14 protein-coding genes and 1 pseudogene are annotated in these 16,909 nt (G+C 35.7%); 4 read left to right on the plus strand and 11 right to left on the minus strand.

Going from position 1 to position 16,909, the window contains the following annotated elements:
* Positions 1-5 precede the first annotated feature (5 nt).
* The 6 genes from BW929_RS11260 to BW929_RS11285 all read right to left on the minus strand — a co-directional run bounded on the left by BW929_RS11260 (position 6) and on the right by BW929_RS11285 (position 6,951).
* Entirely contained in the window at positions 6-1,013 is a 1,008-nt protein-coding gene (locus BW929_RS11260; protein WP_199505778.1) for an ABC transporter substrate-binding protein, read from the minus strand.
* A gap of 278 nt (positions 1,014-1,291) precedes the next feature.
* Positions 1,292-2,041, minus strand: coding sequence for a GntR family transcriptional regulator (locus tag BW929_RS11265; RefSeq protein WP_076545591.1), 750 nt, complete (start codon positions 2,039-2,041; stop codon positions 1,292-1,294).
* Between the two features lie 95 nt (positions 2,042-2,136).
* Positions 2,137-2,682: a 6-phospho-3-hexuloisomerase gene (gene hxlB / locus BW929_RS11270; RefSeq protein ID WP_076545592.1), complete on the minus strand. Its 546-nt coding sequence runs from the start codon at positions 2,680-2,682 to the stop codon at positions 2,137-2,139.
* 4 nt (positions 2,683-2,686) lie between these two features.
* Positions 2,687-3,349, minus strand: a complete 663-nt coding sequence (gene hxlA / locus BW929_RS11275; RefSeq protein WP_076545593.1) for a 3-hexulose-6-phosphate synthase — start codon at positions 3,347-3,349, stop codon at positions 2,687-2,689.
* A 221-nt stretch (positions 3,350-3,570) separates the two neighbouring features.
* Complete coding sequence (locus BW929_RS11280) at positions 3,571-4,215, minus strand: HAD family hydrolase (RefSeq protein WP_076545594.1); 645 nt, start codon at positions 4,213-4,215, stop codon at positions 3,571-3,573.
* A 45-nt stretch (positions 4,216-4,260) separates the two neighbouring features.
* Positions 4,261-6,951 carry a cation-translocating P-type ATPase gene (locus BW929_RS11285; protein ID WP_076545595.1) on the minus strand — a complete coding sequence of 897 codons (2,691 nt, stop codon included), beginning with the start codon at positions 6,949-6,951 and terminating at the stop codon, positions 4,261-4,263.
* Between the two features lie 200 nt (positions 6,952-7,151).
* Here BW929_RS11285 and BW929_RS11290 point away from each other — a divergent pair, with 200 nt between their 5' ends.
* Genes BW929_RS11290 through BW929_RS11305 form a run of 4 tightly spaced genes read left to right on the plus strand, consistent with a single transcriptional unit; the run spans position 7,152 to position 11,950 of the window.
* Positions 7,152-7,922, plus strand: coding sequence for an outer membrane lipoprotein-sorting protein (locus tag BW929_RS11290; RefSeq protein ID WP_076545596.1), 771 nt, complete (start codon positions 7,152-7,154; stop codon positions 7,920-7,922).
* A gap of 44 nt (positions 7,923-7,966) precedes the next feature.
* Positions 7,967-9,037 carry a hypothetical protein gene (locus BW929_RS11295; RefSeq protein ID WP_076545597.1) on the plus strand — a complete coding sequence of 357 codons (1,071 nt, stop codon included), beginning with the start codon at positions 7,967-7,969 and terminating at the stop codon, positions 9,035-9,037.
* Between the two features lie 17 nt (positions 9,038-9,054).
* Entirely contained in the window at positions 9,055-11,355 is a 2,301-nt protein-coding gene (locus BW929_RS11300) for an efflux RND transporter permease subunit (RefSeq protein ID WP_076545598.1), read from the plus strand.
* Position 11,356: 1 nt separating this feature from the next.
* Positions 11,357-11,950: a TetR/AcrR family transcriptional regulator gene (locus BW929_RS11305; RefSeq protein WP_076545599.1), complete on the plus strand. Its 594-nt coding sequence runs from the start codon at positions 11,357-11,359 to the stop codon at positions 11,948-11,950.
* Positions 11,951-12,117: 167 nt separating this feature from the next.
* Here the strand turns inward: BW929_RS11305 and BW929_RS11310 are convergent, their stop codons facing one another.
* The 5 genes and pseudogenes from BW929_RS11310 to BW929_RS11330 form a co-directional block, all read right to left on the minus strand.
* Positions 12,118-13,386: a dicarboxylate/amino acid:cation symporter gene (locus BW929_RS11310; RefSeq protein WP_076545600.1), complete on the minus strand. Its 1,269-nt coding sequence runs from the start codon at positions 13,384-13,386 to the stop codon at positions 12,118-12,120.
* 176 nt (positions 13,387-13,562) lie between these two features.
* Positions 13,563-14,885: an amidohydrolase gene (locus tag BW929_RS11315; RefSeq protein ID WP_076545601.1), complete on the minus strand. Its 1,323-nt coding sequence runs from the start codon at positions 14,883-14,885 to the stop codon at positions 13,563-13,565.
* A gap of 28 nt (positions 14,886-14,913) precedes the next feature.
* Positions 14,914-15,378: a hypothetical protein gene (locus tag BW929_RS11320; protein ID WP_076545602.1), complete on the minus strand. Its 465-nt coding sequence runs from the start codon at positions 15,376-15,378 to the stop codon at positions 14,914-14,916.
* Positions 15,378-16,238 carry a DUF3100 domain-containing protein gene (locus tag BW929_RS11325; RefSeq protein WP_076545603.1) on the minus strand — a complete coding sequence of 287 codons (861 nt, stop codon included), beginning with the start codon at positions 16,236-16,238 and terminating at the stop codon, positions 15,378-15,380. The genes BW929_RS11320 and BW929_RS11325 overlap by 1 nt, the downstream gene beginning before the upstream one ends.
* A 397-nt stretch (positions 16,239-16,635) precedes the next feature.
* Positions 16,636-16,909: pseudogene (locus tag BW929_RS11330) on the minus strand (hypothetical protein); the annotation flags it as partial.

Genomic DNA, 16,909 nt, shown 5'->3' on the forward strand with positions numbered 1-16,909 from the left:
AATAGTTATTCTGCTAACACCGCTTTTGCTCTCTGATCAGGATTTAATAAATTCTGAATTTCTTCGTCATCCATATTTTCTCTGGTTACTGCTGTAACACCAGTATCAACATATGCTGGCAGTTCTTCGCCTTCAATTGCTCTTACTGCATAACGAACTCCATCATATCCCATTCTAAATGGATCCTGAACAATTAAAGCATCAATTGTACCTTCTTCTAGAGCTCTTTTTTCTGCGTCATCAGCATCAAAAGCAACTACTGGAATTTCCTCGGCAATACCTCTTTCAGCAATTGCTCTGGCAACACCAGCACCAGTATGGTTATTATCGGCAAAAAATCCAACCAGTTCTTCTGGATGACTTGTCAGAATATCTTCCGCAGTACTTAAAGCTTCTGGAATTCTATTATCAACATAGCGGGTTTCTAAGATTTCTAAACCAGGAGCATATTCGTTTAAACCAGTGATAAAACCTTCATCACGATCTGAAAGAACCTGAACTCCAGCCATAGCACTTATTAAACCAACTTTACCAGAATCTACTGATTTACCATGCTCTTTGGCCATTTCAACAAACATTTCTGCAGCCAATTTACCACCAACAATATTGTCAGTAGCAAGGTGAGAATGAACTTTATCAGTATTTACTTTGTTGTCAATTGTAATAATTTTAATTCCCTGATCATAAGCTCTCTCAAGAGCAGGAACACTTGCATCCGAACTTGTTGAAGCCATTACAATTGCATCAGGCTGTCTGGTAATAACATTTTCTAAAATAGCAACCTGCTCGGCAATTTGCGATTCAGAAGTAGGTCCGTGGGTGGTAATTGTAACATTATCAAGTTTCTCGTCTGCTGCTTTAGCACCTGTAAGCACATCCTGCCAGAAACCAGAATCTGTAGCCTTAATTATTACGGCTATATCATATTCCTGAGCAAAAGTACCTGCAGTAAAAACAAAAGTAAAGACCACAATTAACGCCAATACTGTCAACATTCTTGAATTTTTAATCATTTGAAAAAACTACCCCCTTATTTTTTTGAAAATATTCTGACTTATAAGCCTAATAATAATGCTTTGTTTAAAGTTCGCCCCCTTTCAAAATTAGTGAATATTTCGAAAAGTGATGTAAAGATGTAATTACAGGTTAGCCCAAAAAAATATTTTGCTACCTCAATTATTATTATAAATTATTTCTCTTCCTGTTGCAAGAATTTTATGAAAATAAATTATATTGAAAAACTAATTTTTATTAAGATAAATTTTTTAAACTCCAGTTGAAGTTAAATTAGCTAATTTTCAACTATTGAATAGATCTTACCATAATTACCTCTAAATTTAGATTCAAAATAATCAAATAACACACCATCCTGGGCAATAGAAACGGTATTAATCACCTGCAGTGGATCTCCTTTTTGTTGATGCAGAAGCTCAGCTTCAATTTTGTCTGCCAGGCCTGGATAAAAAACCACTTCAGAACGCTGTAATTTATAACCACAGTTTTCAGCAATTACTCTGTATAATGATTTATCTTTTAAATCAATTTCCATTAACTTCGGGCATAATTTATAGGGAATGTGGTTTGTAATTATTACAATCGGTTCTTGATCGATTTTTCTTAATCTTTTAATTTTAATTACTTCTTCATGTAATTTAAGCTGTAATTTCTCACTTAACTTTTTACTTGCCTTAATTAAATTTTTTTCTAAAATATCAGTCTGGGGGTCATAACCTCGTTGAATTAACTTATCATAATAAGTTACAATATCCTGCATTGAACCATAATTAAACTTCTTATTGGCAACAAAAGTACCTTTACCTTTCTCTTTTCTTAAAGCACCATCGCTGACAAGTTCGCTGATTGCCTGCCTGACTGTAGGCCTACTGACTTCAAAGATACTGCACAACTCCATCTCAGACGGTATGGATTCGCCAACTTTAAAAATCCCTTCGTCAAGTGCCTCCTGAATACTTTCTTTTATCTGATAATAAAGAGGTACCGGACTATCTTTATTAATCTCTGACCAAAGATGCTCACTCATATTTAATCTCCTTTTACTAAAATTATTATCTAATTTGCTTACTAATAATAATCATATTTTATTTAAAAAGTCAAGTTAGTAACAATTTGCAAAATTCATTCAAGATTTGCATGTCTTTGATATAATTTGTCATTTTTAATTTCTCTTTGTTCTACAATACTGATAATTAAATTATCGCCCAAAATAAGTAGAGCCTCTTCAAAATAGCTGCCTCCTGGAAGTGATTTTTCCTTTTCAGAGATTACTCTATTGACTGGAATTTCAACAATCTGGTCTGATATTTTAGCAAGAGTTGAATTTTTACTGGCAGTAATCAAGGCTATTTTTCCACCGATATTTTTAGCATTTTCCGCAAATAAAATTGTACTTTTTGTCTCACCCGACCCACTTGCAACTATTAGTAAATCATTTTCTCTAAAAGCAGGAGTATTAGTTTCTCCAACCAGATAAATCTCAAAACCATACTGCATAAAACGCATAGCAACTGCCTTAAGCATAAGTTTTGACCTGCCTGCAGCAGCAAAAAATAATCTTTCTGATTTGTAAATTAAATCTTTAAACTCATTTATTTCTTTTTCTTTAAGCTGTGAGAAAATTAATTTAAGATCTTCCAATACCTGCTGACTCTTATTAACTAACATCAGCTCACCTCACATTATTTAGAATTTTATTCATTTTTCTGGCAATAGATGCAGGATTATTTGAACGATAAATAGCTCCACCAACAATTATTGTATCAGCAGTACTTCGACAGGCGGCTTCAAAATTATTTAAATTTATCCCACCTGCTACAGCTTTTTTTGTTTTAATATTTTCTATAAGTTCTAATTCTTTGAGTGGATCTGTACCATCTCTTTCGCGATCCGTCGCCCGGTGAACACTAATATAATCTGTTTTGAGGTGTTCTACTTCCTGAGCCCTTTTTTTAATATTTTTAATAGCACACATATCTACCAGCACCTTTGCATTAAAAGTTTGAGCATTTTTTATAGCTGCCTTAATTGTTTCATCATTGGCGGCTGCCAGAACAGAAATCATATCAGCTCCTTTTTTAAAGGCAAGCTCAGAAATAATATCTCCACCATCCATTATTTTTAAATCTGCGAAAATAATTTTATCCGGATAAAGCTCCTTTATTATCGGTATAATCGAAATTCCTTCTGAAATTAATAAGGGAGTTCCCAATTCAATAATATCAACATATTTTCCAACCTGCTGTAAAAGTTTCAGACTTGATTTTAATTCGGTTAAGTCAACAGCTAACTGCAGTTTTTTAATTGATTCTCCTCCTCTCTCTTTCTTTTCCATAAATGATTGGTCTAATTCCAATTTTGGGTATTGAACCGATTAGTCTTTTTCCAGCTTTCTTATTCATTTAAATTAACCTCCCAAAATTTACCAATAAATTAGTTGGTAATTTGACATTAAGATGTCTTAAAAATTTCTCATCTTTAGTTTTATTATATTAAAAAAAATACTCAATTTGCAAAAAATATTTTTATATTCAAAATTATTTGATAATTTTCAACCTATTCCAAAACCTGTTTTAATTCAGTTAAACTATTTAATTTTTTATAGACAAGTTTCTCAATTTCTGCTGCTGGCTCTACTAAATCAGGAATCATAATCACTCTAATTCCAGCTTTATTTGCTGCCATAACTCCATGAACAGAGTCTTCAATAATCAAAGCTTCTTCAGGACTAACTCCAAGTCCGTTAACTGCCTTAATAAAAATTTCTGGGTCCGGTTTACTTTTTTCTACTCCATCTCCTCCAATTATATAATCAAATTTATCTCTAATAGCAATAGAATCTAAATAAAATTCAATTTTTTCTTTAAAACTGGAAGAAGCAACTGCAAGCCGATAATGCTTTTCTTTTAAATAAGCAATAATTTCTATGAGTCCTTCTTTAGCTGGAACTCCATTTTCCCTTACGTATTTTTTTAATAATCGATTTTTCTCTTCTCTCATTTCAAGATAGGGAAAATCTTGTCCATGGGCTTCTTTAAATGATTCTCTGGTATCCTCCAGATCCAAACCAACCAGCTCATCAAAAAAATCACCTGCAAAATTATATCCTCTTTCTGCTGCCAGTTCCTGCCAGAGTTTCTTAGAAAGTCTTTCAGTATCAAACATCAAACCATCCATATCAAAAATAACTGCTTTAAACATAGCTTTGATCCCTCCAGTTTTAAATTGAGATAACAGATATTAGAATCATTTTTTATCTCTACCAGCAAAAATATTCATTAACTGAATCAAAAACATTGGCAGAATAATTGCTGCAGCTGTTGGCAGCAGCAATTCTATTGGAATTGCAACAGTAGAAAGTATCTTCTGCAGTGGTCCTAAATAAATAGCTGCCAGTTGAAATACAATTCCAATTCCTACTGCAAGCCAGAGATAATAATTTTCTAAAAGTGTTTTATCAAAGGCCAGACCTGACTTGCGGCGGGCATTGAAAACATGAAACAACTGGATAAACGAGAGGGCAGCAAAGCTTAAAGTTCGGCTGAGTTCCAGACTGTAGTCTGCATTTAAAGACCAGAGATATAAGAGCATCGGACCTGCTGCCAAAATAAGACTGTGCAGGCTAACCTTCTTCTTAAATGCCCTGTTCATTATATTTCTTTCGGTTGTGGCCTCCCTCCCCATAATATTATTCTCTTCTTTTTCCCAGGCCAATGAAAGAGCCGGAAAGACATCAATTACTACATTAATCCACAATATCTGCATCGCCAGAAGCGGCAGGGGTAGATTGAAAATGATCCCCAAAAAAATATAAATAATTTTACTCAGATTATTGGAAAAAAGAAAGTAGATAAACTTCTGGATGTTATCAAAGATAACTCGGCCTTCTCTAACAGCTGTAACAATAGTGGCAAAATCATCATCTAAAAGCACCATATCCGATGCCTCTCTGGCAACTGTGGTACCTCTTTTCCCCATTGAAACTCCAATATCGGCCTTTTTAAGAGCGGGTGCATCATTTACTCCATCACCTGTCATCGCAGTAATCTCTTCTTCCTGATTCAGAGCATCAATGATCTGCAGTTTGTTTTCTGGAGTAACCCGCGAAAAAACGGAATTGTTTTTAATCAGTTCTCTTAATTCTTCAGCAGAAGCCTGAGAGATCTGCTGACCGCTGATTACACTATCGCTGTCTGTAATCCCTACTTCCCTGGCAATTGCAGCAGCTGTATCCATCTGGTCACCGGTAATCATCTTAGTTTTGATTCCCGCTTTTTTGGTCTCTTTAATTGCCTCTTTAACCGACTCTCTTGGCGGATCAATAATCGCAGACAGGGCCAGAAATGTAAGCGAACTTTTGATCTCAGTCTGCAGCTTCTCTTCTGAATCTAAATTTTTGCCTTCTTTATAAGCAACTCCCAGAATGCGGAGGCCTTCTTCACCGAGCTTCTTATTTTTTTGCTGAATTTCATTTATTTTAGCAGCAGTTAATTCTTTTTGCTCACCGTTAAGCATAATTGAATCACACATCTCAAGTACCACATCCGGTGACCCCTTCAAATAGAGATGTTCTTTTCCTTCAGGCAGAGCATAGCTAACTGCCATATACATATAATCTGAGTTAAAAGGAATTTCAGCCAGTTTCTGGTATCCCTTATTTTTTAGACTTTCTTTAGAAAAGCCAGCCTTTCTTCCAGCTGTCAGGAGGGCTCCTTCTGTTGCTTCTCCCAGCACCTTATAAGCTCCATCTTCTTTAGTTAATTCAGCTGAAGTACAGAGCAGTCCGGACTTTAAAGTCAGCTCCAGTCCCGCTTCAACTGCCGGTTCAATCTTTTCTCCAGCAAGCAGAAAATCTCCTTCCGGCTGATAGCCTGTTCCACTGATCTCAATTAGATGGTCATTTAAGTAAATTTTTCGGAGTGTCATCTGATTTTCAGTAATTGTTCCGGTCTTATCGGTACAAATGGAGGTAACTGAACCCAGTGTTTCAACTGCCAGAAGTTCTCTCACTAGGGCATTATGTTCAACCATCTTCTTCATCCCGATGGCCAGGGTCACAGTTGCAATTATCGGCAAACCCTCAGGAACTGCAGCAATTGCCAGGGCAATTCCAGTTTTAACTGTATCGTAGACCGGCCGCCCCATAAAAATTCCGAGTATTGTCAGAACTGCAATTACTGCCAGAGTAATTTTAATCAGTGATTTTCCAAGTCTCTCCAGTCTCTTTTCAAGCGGAGTTTTTCCCTCCTTAGTTTCATCCAGCATGGCGCCAATCTTTCCGATTTCTGTCTCCTCGGCAATTGCGGTGACTACAGCCTTACCCTTACCGCGAGCAGCTGTTGTTCCCATGTAAACCATATTATTTCTTTCGGCCAGAGTCTTTTTAGAATCAAACTGAGCTTCTGCCTCTTTGGCAACACTTTCCGATTCCCCGGTCAGCGAAGCCTCATTAACAGTTAGATTATTAGTATCAATCAATCTTGCATCTGCCGGTATCTGATCCCCTTCTTCAATAAATATTATATCTCCCGGTACCAGATCAACAGCTTCGATTTCTTGCTTTTTCCCATCCCTAATTACCAGTGCCTTTTTGCTCAAAACATTTTTTAAGGAAGCCACTGCTTTCTGAGCCCGGTATTCAGTCACAAAACCAATAATTGTATTAAAAACAATGACAGCCAAAATTGCATAGCCTTCCAGAGTATCCCCAATCAAAAAGGCAAGTACAGCTGCAATGATCAAAATTATGATTATCAAATCTTTAAGCTGATTTAAAAGAATCTGCCAGACTGAAACTCCTCTTTTTTCTTGCAGTTTATTTAAACCAAATTTTTCTCTCTTTTTCTCAACTTGAGTTTTATTCAGACCCTGATCAGAATCTGAATTAAGTGAATTTAAAATAGAAATTTTATTTTCTTTATAAAATTCCCGACTCAACTTAAACCCTCCTTAAATTTTCTCAATTCTAAAATCAATAATTAAGCTTTGATTATTAATATATTTCTTTAGTAATAGAGAAATTCCTCTAAGCAAAATAAAAAGGTTGACAAACTAACGACCGTTCGTTAAAATAAAGATAGATAAATTATTCTGACTTTAGCTTAAATTATTATCAATCAAAATAGGAGCTGATTTAAATGAAAAAAATATCCACGATTCTGCTTTTAGGTCTTTTTATATTAACTCTTTCTTTTGCCGCAGCTGCTCAGGATTTAAGTGGTGAAGAAGTTCTAACAAACATTGAAAATGCCCGTCAGGCCGAAACAGCTTCCATGCAGATGACTATGGAGTTATATAATGCTGCCGGTGATATGCGGAGCCGACAGCTTAATAGTCGTCATAAAGAAGGTGAGGTAGAAAAATCTTTAATAGAATTTACCTCTCCTGCTGATGTTGCGGGGACAGCATTCTTATCTCTGGAAGATAATAGCAGTTCTGAAGAAGATATGTACCTCTTTTTACCTGTTCTTGGTTCAGTCAGAAAAATCTCTGGTTCACAAAAGAATGGCAATTTTGTCGGATCTGATCTAAGCTATATTGATTTAACTGTTTTCAGTGGAGCTAATTATAAAGATAATTACCAGGCCGATGTTTTAGACAGCAGCAGCGAAGAATATCTTTTAAAACTTAATCCGACTGATCCCGACATTAACTATAAATATGGTAAGATGTGGGTCAAAACTGATATTTGGTCCCCAAAAAAAGTTGAATTTTATGATCAATCCGAAGAGCTTTTAAAAACAGTCCAGCTGGAAGACTTTAAAAAAATAGATAATAACTGGATTGCTCAAAAGATAACAGTTAAAAACGAACAAAAAGGAACTAAAACAGTTATGAAAATGACAGAAATCAAGTTTAACATTAACCTTGATGACCAGCTCTTTACTACCCGCTATTTAGAAAGATAATAGTTTAATAGCAGAATTTAACGAAATAAAATGGGGTGCTAAAAATGAAAAAATATCTATCTTTAATAATTTTAATTACTCTAGTAACTTTATGTGCTTTCTCAACGGCTGCAGCTGAACTTCCTTTTTCTCTTTCAGGGGATTTTAAGACAAAATATATCTATGATCTTGAAAATGAGAATAATCTGGATCAGACAGAATTAAACCTGGAAATTGAAAAAGATTTTTCCTATACAGGTGGCTTTTATCTTAATCTGGGGCTTGAAAGCTATTCTGAGTATCTAATGAATAATAAAAATAGAGAAACAGAACTCTCAATTAAAGAAGGGTACTTCGATTATTATACAGAAAACATTGACTGGAGAGCCGGTAAACAAATTTTTAACTGGGGCAGTTCCTACAACATTAAACCCAGCAATTATTTCAATCCAATTGACATCGGTGCAATTAACCCTTTAGAAAACAGAGAAGGTATTAATGCACTGCAGGCTAAATATTATTTAAATAATGTTCAGCACTTTACTGCTGTAGTTGGCTTAAGAGAAGATATTAATGATTTTCAGCAGGCCCTTAAATTTACCAAAAGACGCTGGCATGGTTTTGACTTTTCTCTTTCTCTCTTCAGGGGTAATGAATTGGAGAAATATAATCAAAATGAATATCCCAAAGTAACTAAAGCAGGCTTTGATATCACAGGTGATATTGGCCAGAAAAACATCGGTATTTTTTCAGAAGTGGTTTACAATGATTTCAAATCTCCCATCTTTAATGATGGGCTGGAGACAGTTGTCGGCTTTGATTACAAGTTTGAAAATAACCTCTATCTCTTAGGTCAGTATTATTATCAGAAAAGATTATTTGAAAATATCGATGACTCTCAAATTATCTCTCTTCACGCTGAAAAACCTTTCTGGCAGTTTCACAGCTGGGAGGCCAATTTGCTCTATGATCTCAATTCTGAGCTCATTGTTTTAAGACCTAAGATTATCTATTCGCTCACTGAAGCAATGGAAATAGAAGCAGGTGCAGTTCTTAAGGCTAATGATGATCAGAGAAGTCAGTTAGCCAGAGCAAATGAAGAGCTAATCTATCTGGGAATAAACAGCTACTTTTAAGGAGAGGGTGCTAAAAAATGATAAGAAATATAATTAAAAAAGCTGCCCAGGCTGCAGTTGAACATCCCTGGATAATCATTATTATTTTCTTTTTGATCACGACTTCTGCTGCTTTTCAACTGCAGAATATCCAGCTTGATACTGCAATTAAGAGTTTAATTCCTTCTCATATGCCCTCCCGCAGCAGAATTGAAGGAATCGAATCTATTTTTGGCGGTACGGAAATGGTAATGATTACAGTTGAAGCAGATGATGTGTTAGCAAAAAGTGTTTTAGAAAAAGTAAAATATATTTCAGACAGCTTAGAGAAAATCAAAGAGATAGATAAGGTTAATTCTCCCTTTACCCTAAATGATATTGAAGGTAAAGATAATCAGCTTATTATAGAAACTGCAATCAGAGATATTCCCAGTACTGAAGCCGAAAAATCTGAACTTAAAGAACGCCTTTTAAGTAATGAACTGGTTATCGGGAATGTAGTTTCCAAAGATTTCAAAGCGATTTCCATTGGAGCAGTTCTCAAAGAAGATGTTCCAGACTCTGTAGTCTTAGATAAAATTGATCAGGTAATTGCTGATGCAAAGAATAAATTTTCGGATCAAAGCAGCTTAATGAAGGCCGGCCTGCCGATAGTTAGAGCCTTAAATGCAAAACTAATCCAGCACGATATGAGGCTTTTAATGCCGGTTGGCTTATTAATTATGTTGATTTTTTTATTCCTGGCTTTCAAACAGCTCCGGGGAGTGTTTTTGCCCTTTTTGGTTGTTGTAATGTCAATAATTTTTTCACTGGCCCTGCTGCCTATTTTAGGATGGAAGTTTCAGCTAATTACAATAATTTTACCAATAATTATGATTGCCGTTACAAATGACTACGGTATTCACATTATTGCTGCCTATCAGGAGCTGGCCTTAGATGAAGAAGGCGAAAAAACAGGCCCCAGAAATGTTGAATTAGATAAAAAAATAAGTAGAGATGCTGTAAACAACCTCGGGCTGCCGGTAATAGCAGCCGGAATAACAACGATGATTGGTCTTTTAGCACTGATCAGTCATATCATTATTCCAGCCAGACAGCTTGGAGTTCTGGCAGCAGCAGGTATTGCTTTTTCAATTGTTGCCAGCATCTTATTTATCCCGGCAGTTCTTTCCCTTTTAAAAGTAGCAACACCTCTTAAAAAAAGTGAGGAAGATCAGGGGATATTAGAAAAAATACTCCGTAAAACTGCCAATCTAGTTATTGAATTTCCCAAAAGAATTATTATTGTTACTCTAATTATCTTAATTATGATCAGCAGTGGAATTTTCTTCTTAAAGATCGACACAAATCCAATGAGCTTTTATGAAAAAGATTCTGAAATAGTTAAAGCAACTGAGCTGGTTAATAATAAATTTGGAGGAGCAAACACAATCTCCATAGTTGCAGAAGGAGATATTATGGAACCTGATATAATGCAGAAAATCAGTGAATTTGAAGAAGATATTGCTACTTATGACACGATTGGTGAAGTTACTGCCGTTTCCAAAATTATGAGAAAAATGAATAGAGAGCTGCATAATGGTGACATAAACTTTGATAAAATACCGGATTCTCGTAATGCTCTGGCCCAGTATTTTCTGCTCTTTTCAATGTCTGGTGACCTGGATAAACTGGTCGATTTTAACCGGCAGCATGCGCTGATCACAGCCCGGATGCCGACAAATAGTACAGATGAAATAAGCCGTACTGTGCATTATTTAAGAGAGGAAAGCAAAAAAGAATCTGCTTCTATCTTTACCATGGTTGGGGGTTTTGGTGACCTTTTATCTGAGATGGTAGATGTTGTAATCAGAGGTCAGGTCCTGAGTCTTTTGATATCCATTATTTTGGTTGCCATAGTTGTAATGATCCTCTTCAATTCATTTACAGCCGGCTTCTATTCAATATTACCTCTACTGACTGCAGTTATTTCTCTTTTTGGCTTAATGGGATATTTAAGTATTGAACTAAATATGATCACAGCAATGTTATCCTCAATTATGATCGGGGTTGGTATCGATTATACAATCCACTTCCTCTGGCGCTACCGCAAAGAGAGAAAATCTCTGGAGGCAAAAGATGCGGTCTTAAAAACACTTTTAACATCAGGCAGAGGAATTGTTTTTAATGCACTCTCAGTTATAGTAGGTTTTTCTGTTTTATTAATCTCCGGTTTTTTACCGGTTAAATTCTTTTCCTTTTTGGTTACAGTCTCTGTTGGCAGCTGTTTAATTGGCTCACTTTTAATCCTGCCGGCCTTAGTTTTGATTTATAAACCGGCCTTTTTGGAGGTGAAATAATTTGGCAGATACTAGAGAAAAGATACTGAATTCTGCTTTAAATCTCTTTGCAAAAAATGGTTATCACGGAACCTCGATCAGGGCAATAGCAGATAGTGTAGGTATTCAGAAAAGCTCAATCTATAATCACTTTTCGGGCAAAAAAGCTATTTTTTCTGAACTCTTTAAAAAGCTGGCCCCGATTGACATGGAAGAAGAATTTTATAAGTCTAAAATATTGAATGAAAATGAAGACCCAGTTGAAATTCTTCACTTTTTTGGCAGATTAATAATTGATGAGATGAAAGATAAAAATAAATCTAAGTGGCTAAAAATTATGCTCCGGGAACACAGCCATCCTGAAGTTAAAAAGAGAATGAAAGAGCGACTCGAAAATAATGTCAGAATTGGAGAAAGGTTTTTCAAAAAAATGAAAGATAAAGGTGAAATAAAGAGTGATCTAAACTGCTTTCTGCTGGCAAATGAATTCATTGGCGGCATTGTATTTTTTAGAATGCGTTATCTACTCTTTGAACTGGACAGTTTTGAAGAATTGGAAGCTGAAACCGAAGAACATATAGACTTTTTCTGGAAAAATATAAAAAAAGAAACTTAGTGATATTTAAAAGGCTGAATTTTATATTTTAAATTATTATATCTCAATTATATAAAAAATCCCTTACTCAAAGGAGTCTCTGCAAATTCTACTCTTTAAGAAAAGGGATTTTTTATTATTTATATATTTTTTTAACTTAAAACATTATCAATTCAAATAAATTAGCACTACTGCTTCCAGCTGCCTGAGCTAAAATCAATTGCATCATTCCACTTTGCAACCAGAGCAGTTACAGCCAAATCTCCAGTTACATTGTTAACTGTTCTAAAGCGGTCTAAAATTGGATCAATCCCCGCAACAAAACCAACTACTGAAAGTGGAAGTCCAAGCTGAGTTAAAACAAGGGTCAGCATAATCAAACCACTACCTGGAACACCTGCTGTTCCAATACTAGCCAGCACTGCTGTTACAACAACTGTAGCCTGCTGGGCAATAGTTAAACTCTGCCCGATTAAATTGGCAGCAAAGATAGCTGCTACCCCCTGATACATTGCAGTACCATCCATATTAATTGTGGCCCCAAGCGGTAAGGTAAAACTATAAATTTCTTCATCTATTCTTAAATTATTTTCTGCATTGGCCATGGAAACCGGTAGAGTACCACTGCTCGATCTAATACTTAAGGCAGTAAGCATCGCATCTTTAACGCCCGCTAAAAAGCCCATTGGTCTCTGCTTTAAAAGTCCGCTGACTATTACCAGCAGATGAGTAACAGCAATGTGCACAATTACCGCTATTAAAAGAGAAAAAATAAGTTTACTAAAGGGAACTAGTGCGTCAACACCTGTTTTGGCAAATACTGAAGCCATCAGCGCAAAGACTCCAATAACTCCAAACTCCATAACACCCCAGACTATTTTAAACATCGCTTCTGCACCAGCCTCAATCATATTAAAAATACTCTCTACACCTGATTTAATATTACCTTCTGCATTTTCCTGAAGTACAGCTAGAGCCAGACCAAAGACTATAGCAATGAAAATTGTCTGCAGGACATTACCCTCAGCAAAGGCTGCAATAGGATTACTGGGCACAATATTCATAAAGACCTCAGCCAGTGAAGGCGCTTCCTTAGTCATAATCTCTGCTTCCAATGGTAAAGTAAGTCCTATTCCCGGAGCAATTAAATTTGCTGTAAATAAACCAATTACTATTGCAACAGCAGTTGTAATTAAATAAAGGGCAACAGTCTGGGCACCTACCTTTCCTAACTTAGATGGGGTTAAGCTTCTCATTCCAGCTACAAGGGTTAAAAAGACAATTGGAATAATTATCATTTTTAAAAGTTTAATAAAAAGTGTTCCCAGAGGTTCTAAAACAAGTACTGATTCCCCCAAAAACAATCCCAGCAGTGAACCCAAAATAAATGCAATTCCTATCCTTAAAACCAGCGGCTTCGATTTATAAAGCTGCCAGAGCGTTTTATTTGATTCCATTTTAAATCATTCCTTTCTTCTATTAAAAAATCAATAAAATAACCTTACTAATTTTACCACTAATACATATTATAATAATTCTTTAGGTATTTAGCAAGCAAAAGCGGCAGTGAATTAACTCTGCCGCTGCTGAAACAATTTTTATTTTTAAAATTTTAATTGATTAAGATTAATCATTAGCTTTTAAAGATTAACTCTGAAGAAAAATCTTCTAAAAGTTCAAGGTACTCTTCCTGACTGAGTTTGGGCTCAAAGTCTTTTATTATTTCTTCAGCTTTTTCAGCCTGATTATAAAGCAGATCCACTATAGTCATTGCCAGGGCTTTTACAGGTAAAATATAGGCAGTTTGCTGATCCTCAGTTTTAAAGTCCCTAGTGTGCAGGTCTCCTATAACACCACCAAAAAACGGATGTAAAGAGGGCATCAGATGTGAAATATCTCCAAAGTCAAAAGACCCGGTAAAATCACCACCGACTGCAAGCTCACTCTGATCAATCAGCTCTAAAAGATTTGATTTTAAAATAGCATCTAAATCCTGATTATTTAAAAGCGGCAGATAACCGGGAATATCTTTGATTTCAACCTCTGCCCCCACCGCCATCGCTGCTCCTTTGAGAGAGCGATCAACCTTCTGATTTGCCTTTTTCATTGCTTCAATATTTCTGGCCCTGACATAACTTTCCAGCCGAACATCAGCCGGAACAATATTAACTATATCTCCACCTTTGGTAATAATAGGATGTACCCTTACTCTATCTTCTTCAGCAAAGGTCTCCCGCTGAGCATTAATATTATTAATTGCTAGAACTGCGGCATTTAAAGCATTTACTCCTTTTTCTGGAGCTGAGCCCGCATGCGATTCCTTTCCTATAAATTTAATCTTTTTACCAATAAAACCATTCCCTCTGGGTGCAATCAGAGCCTTTTTTGAGTCCAGATTAAGGGAATGCATCATAATTGAAATATCTACATCCCCAAAAACTCCTCTTTTAACCAATTCCTGTTTGCCACCAAAATAGCTTATTTCCCCAGCCTCTTTGAGCTGATCTCTATATTCAAGCTCAACAAATTCTTCAGCTGGAGTAGTAATAAAATTAAGACTCCCGGCCAGTTCAGATTCTACTCCGGCTTTTTTTAAGGCAGCTGCAACTCCATACATTACCCCAAGCTGAATATTGTGACCACAGGCATGGACAGCCTTAGTCTCAGGATTAGAATCAGGATGTTCAGCACAGGTAATCGCATCTAACTCACCCAAAACAGCAATTTTAGGACCCGGATTTTCCATTTTAAAGTGAGCATTTATCCCACTTAAGTTTTCATGTTCTTTAAAATCAATTTCCAATTCTGCAAAGGCTTCAGCCATAATTTTAGTGGTTTCTTCTTCTTTGTAACCGAGCTCAGGATTATTATAAATCTTTTCCACCAGCTCAATGATCTGATCTTTATTTTTTTCAATAACATCAATTATCTTTGCTTTTATCTCACTTTTCTGCAAGCAGAACACTTCCTCATTATAAATATTTTTAAATAATACCCTGCATCTTCAGAACTATCTGGGCAATAATAGCAGAGCCAAAATAAGTACCTATAAATACTGCAATAGCAACTATAAATACCTTCCAGCTTAATTTTTTCAACTTTTGAATCTTATTACCAACGGAAATCCCGGCAAAGGCAAGAATTGGAGTTGTTGTTCCCAAAAAGTTGACTTCATTTGTAAACTTCAAAAATATATCTGATGTAGGCATAAAAGGCATACTTAAAATCAGGGCAATTAATGAGGCCCAGGCAAAAGCTGGAAACTTAAGCTCAGGAAAACTATCTTTAATAGTCAGTGCAATAAAAGAAATTAAGATGACAATTAACATACCTGGTAGTGCAGGCATCACATTTACTCCATAACCAATTCTCTGTCCAATTAAAATTAAAACTCCAACAATAATCAGCATCTTTAAATATTCTAAACTTCTATCAAAGTTAAGACTCATTATTTATCACCTCTGTTCTTTTTTGAAAAAAATGGATACAGTTTGTCATAAAGAAAATTAACAAGCGGCAGTCCTAAAAAGATAACAGAATATAAACCTGTCACTCCTGTTAGCATATTACTTGTTGCAGCATAAGCCAGAATTCCATCCTTCATCTCTGGAACTGCTTCTGCAAGTGCTCCCGAGGCCGCAGCCATCATTGAACCGCTTCCCATTCCGCTGGCCATTGCCAGGGCAAGTGGGTGGAGTCCTGTTGCTGCTGAATAACCACCTAATAATCCAAAAAAGATTGTCCCAAATACTGTTCCCATTAAATATGTACCAAGTACACCAGTTCCTTCCGGAGATGAAATCCCATACTTTTCTCCAATTACTCCCAGAGTAGGTTCTCTAGAAATGCTTGCTGTTGCACCCACAGCTTCCCTTTCCATCCCCAAAAATAGAGCCAAAGGTAGAGCAATAAAGACTGTACCTAAATTACCTAATTCCTGCAGCAAAAAAGCAGGCCCAGCTTTTACAACTTCAACAATATTTGGTCCCACAAGTGTTCCGTACTTAACTCCTAATGGCAACAGAGCAATCATTACATATGATCCCGCCATCTTTACCTCATCCATAGAAATAATCTTTTTTAAACTTTCCATTTTACTGCCCAGCAGATCAGGAGTTATCAACATTCCAATAACGACTGCAAATAACATCGGTAGTAAAACAACCCTACCCGGACCCAGTCTAAAGGTCTTGGTTCCAAACATTTCGGTAATTACAACAATTACTAAAACCGTTAAACAGAGTTTTAAAAATGAATTAAAATTGCTTTGTCCCATTTTCTCTTCTTGCTTCTCAGAGTTTTTTTTCATTTCTTTTTACCCCCATCTTAAAATTTTTGTTTAAAGTTTATTTAATTTGTATTATATTTTGCTCCTTTGCCAATGTCAAGGTTTAATATACTAAAATGATAAAGCAATAAATTTATAAGATACTTTTTATTAGAACAAAGAAAAATTATCAATATATGTTTTAAATAACATTTGTAGGTTCATCTTATTTCCATTGATAAAACTCTTATTGCTTCAGATTTTGATAACTGAACTCCTAGTTACCACAACCAAAAATACTCTTACACAAACATTATACTTATTCATCTTTTAAAACCTGATGAGAAAAGCGTCTATAACATAATAAACTTTTTTAAGAACAAAATGGCCTGACGGCCACCCTACTATAGAAGTTAATTAATATTTCTTTAGTAGGGTTTTATCTTTCAAATGTATATTTAAACTTCATTTCCGCACCACATTCAGGACATGCCACTCCTGGCATCTCACCCTCTTTCAAATCTTTTCCCATTGCAAACTCATCTATCACATAGCCTGGAACTTCATCTTCCTCCCCACATTTAGGACATTCGTATTTATACCACTCTTTGTCTGTGTCTTCTGGGGTATGGAATGGGATTTCCATATTTTCTTGCCAGTTTTCTTCTTTCATATCTTGGATCAACCTCCCAACTATTGCTTTTAATATATCT

The sequence above is a fragment of the Halanaerobium kushneri genome, from assembly GCF_900156285.1.
GTDB classification, from domain to species: domain Bacteria; phylum Bacillota; class Halanaerobiia; order Halanaerobiales; family Halanaerobiaceae; genus Halanaerobium; species Halanaerobium kushneri.